At 65.7% G+C, this 2,979-nt stretch carries 3 protein-coding genes; 1 reads left to right on the forward strand and 2 read right to left on the reverse strand.

Translation table 11 applies throughout. The annotated features are described in order from the left end of the window. Window positions 1–118: 118 nt before the first annotated feature. On the reverse strand, window positions 119–574 hold the full coding sequence (gene dut / locus ABIV12_RS05760; RefSeq protein ID WP_348057172.1) for a dUTP diphosphatase: 456 nt from the start codon (window positions 572–574) through the stop codon (window positions 119–121). Then, window positions 571–1,821, reverse strand: coding sequence for a bifunctional phosphopantothenoylcysteine decarboxylase/phosphopantothenate--cysteine ligase CoaBC (coaBC, locus tag ABIV12_RS05765; RefSeq protein ID WP_348057174.1), 1,251 nt, complete (start codon window positions 1,819–1,821; stop codon window positions 571–573). The genes dut and coaBC overlap by 4 nt, the downstream gene beginning before the upstream one ends. Window positions 1,822–2,054: 233 nt before the next feature. Here coaBC and radC point away from each other — a divergent pair, with 233 nt between their 5' ends. Continuing rightward, window positions 2,055–2,717 carry a DNA repair protein RadC gene (radC, locus tag ABIV12_RS05770; RefSeq protein ID WP_348057176.1) on the forward strand — a complete coding sequence of 221 codons (663 nt, stop codon included), beginning with the start codon at window positions 2,055–2,057 and terminating at the stop codon, window positions 2,715–2,717. Window positions 2,718–2,979 lie beyond the last annotated feature (262 nt).

The raw sequence follows: 2,979 nt of genomic DNA on the forward strand, positions 1-2,979 counted from the left end.
TGCGTTGCACCGGACATCGTCGTCGGCGCTTGATCCATCACCCAGCCCCGTCACCGGACCGGTTTGTCTTTCGATGAGCAGCCCGGGATCCATGCAAACGACATGCCCGATTTCCGCATCACTGCCGACCCGTGCTGCCGAACCCCCCCGCTCCGCGCTCGCTGGGCGCAAACCCGTCGACCACGTCGAAGGCCGCCCGGATCACAGGCAGGATCACCAGCTGAGCGATGCGTTCCCCGGGCTCGATGGTAAAGGCCACGCCGGAACGGTTCCAGCACGAAATCATCAGCGGCCCCTGATAGTCGGAATCGATCAAGCCAACCAGGTTGCCCAGTACGATGCCGTGCTTGTGGCCCAGCCCCGATCGCGGCAGCACCACGGCGCACAAACCCGGATCGTCGATGTGGATCGCGATTCCGCTTGGAATCAGCGCGCTGGCGCCTGCGTCGAGGGTCAGAGGCGTATCCAGCATCGCGCGGAGGTCTACTCCTGCCGATGCTTCGGTGGCGGCGGACGGGAGCGGAAACTCCGTGCCCAGCCGGGCATCCAGCACCTTCATCGCAATTCTAGTCATGACGCAACCGCATCGCGCAATTGCGCGATGCGTGCAACCAGCTGACGCGCGAGCTCCCGCTTGTCCGCCTGTGGCAACTCTTCGCGCCCGTTGGGCCATAGCAGCAGCAACGCGTTGTCGTCCCGTTCGAATCCGAGATTGGAACCGACCTGGTTCGCGGCAATCAGATCCAGTTGCTTGCGCTCGAGTTTCGCGCGGGCAAATTCTTCCATCTGCTCGGTCTCGGCTGCGAAACCGACGACGAAGGGGCGCTGCGCAAGCGCGGCCACTTCGGCGAGGATGTCCGGATTCTGCACGAGCGACAGCTCGAGCGTGCTGGCACCGCTTTTCTTGAGCTTGTGCGCGGCGACGCTTTGCGGGCGAAAGTCGCCGACAGCCGCGGCGGAAATGAAGATCTTCGCGCGCGCGACATGGGCAAACACCGCATCGCGCATTTCCCTCGCGCTGCGCACGTCGATGCGCGTGACCCGCGGCGGAGTGGCCAGGTGGACCGGCCCCGCGACCAGCGTGACGAACGCGCCTGCTCTTGCCGCCGCGTCGGCGACCGCGAAGCCCATTCGTCCCGAGCTTCGATTGCCAATGAAGCGAACCGGGTCGATATCCTCGAAGGTTGGACCGGCCGTGACGAGCACGTCCACGCCCGCCAGTTCACGCGGCCCCCGGGCCGCCGCAAGTTCGGCCACCAGCTCGCTCGCTTCAAGCAAACGGCCACGACCGACATCTCCGCACGCTTGTTCGCCCGACGCGGGCCCGAACACGCGAACACCGCGTTCACGCAAGCGCGCGAGGTTTGCCTGCGTCGCCGGGTGCGCCCACATCTGCTGGTTCATTGCCGGCGCGATGGCAACCGGTGCCGAAGTCGCCAGGCACAACGTCGTGAGGAGATCGTCAGCGTGACCATTCGACAACCGCGCGATCAGGTCGGCCGATGCTGGTGCAACCAGGATCTCGTCCGCCCATCGCGCAAGCTCGATGTGACCCATCGCCGCTTCCGCCGATTCGTCCCACAGGCTGGTGCGGACCGGATGACCGGACAACGCCTGGAACGTCAGCGCCGTCACGAATCGCGCGGCATTCTCGGTGAGCACCACCCGGACGTCGGCGCCGGCGTCGCGCAGGCGTCGGACCAGTTCCGCACTCTTGTAGGCCGCAATGCCACCGGACACGCCGAGCAGCACGTTGACGCTGGCGAGTGGTTCGGCCGGATTGCCGACGCGCTCCGGCAGATGGGTCACTTGTTGCGTCATGCGTACGCTCGCCCGTTCGGACCTTCGCCGCAGGCTTTGTGCACATTCCGGATGGCCCAACCGCTCATGTAGGAAACCGCTGACGGCACGCGAGATCGCTAGCTTACTGAAATTCGCGACGCGTACCGCTCGAACGATCGAATCGCTGCACGCAGAGTGTGACCCGAGGCACGATCGGCGCGTCCGGACTGTTCTCGCGCACCTTCCCGAGACCCACCTGGCCCGCCCCATCAATGAGCATCCGAAACTGGCCAGACGGCGAACGCCCCCGCGAAAAGCTGCTTGAACGCGGCGCGCACGCGCTCTCCGATGCAGAGCTGCTGGCAGTCTTCCTCGGTTCCGGCCGTCGCGGGCAGAGCGCTGTCGATCTCGGGCGCGTGCTGCTCGCGGACGCAGGCGGACTCAAGGCGTTGCTCGAGACGTCGGCCGGACGACCAGGCATCGGCGCCGTCGCGTGGTGTCGACTTCTGGGCGCGCTGGAACTCGGCCGGCGCTATCTCGATGCCGAACTGCGCAGCGGCGAAACCCTGTCGGACCCGGCCACCAGCGCGCGTTACCTCAAATCACGGCTGGGTGGCTATCCCTACGAAGTCTTCGGTTGCCTGTTTCTCGACAATCGCCACCGCGTGATCGCCTTTGAGGAACTCTTTCGCGGTACCATCGACGGTGCGAGCGTACATCCGCGCGAAGTCGTCCGGCGCTGCCTGTCGCACAATGCCGCTGCGGTAATCCTTGCGCACAACCATCCCTCTGGCGTCGCCGAACCCAGTGCCGCCGATCGCGCAATCACCCTGCGCCTGCGCGACGCGATGGAACTGATCGACGTGCGCCTTCTCGACCACTTCGTGATCGGAGACGGACATCCGACTTCACTCGCCCAGCGTGGCTGGATCTGACCCACGGGTTGCTGCGGTCGCTCCTCCAATGTGGCGTGCATGGTCGCGCAGCGATGCAGAAGTCGCCATCGGCGACGGCTGCCGAAGCAAGACCATATTTGCAAACGCGTCGCCTCCCCTGCGGGTCGCCCGCCGCCTATACTCGCCGCGGGTCATGGGGAGATGATCGACACGTGATACTCGGATTCCCGCACGAATCGACCACGGACGATGCCGAACGGCGGTTGCCGGATCCAGCCTCCGCGCGCGCCCTGCTCGGCGA

The organism is Dokdonella sp., assembly GCF_039926425.1.
GTDB lineage: Bacteria > Pseudomonadota > Gammaproteobacteria > Xanthomonadales > Rhodanobacteraceae > Dokdonella_A.

Coding starts and splice junctions, on each gene's coding strand:
- dut (WP_348057172.1), bottom strand. CDS start 574: ATGACTAGAATTGCGATGAAGGTGCTGGATGCCCGGCTGGGCACGGAG.
- coaBC (WP_348057174.1), bottom strand. CDS start 1,821: ATGACGCAACAAGTGACCCATCTGCCGGAGCGCGTCGGCAATCCGGCC.
- radC (WP_348057176.1), top strand. CDS start 2,055: ATGAGCATCCGAAACTGGCCAGACGGCGAACGCCCCCGCGAAAAGCTG.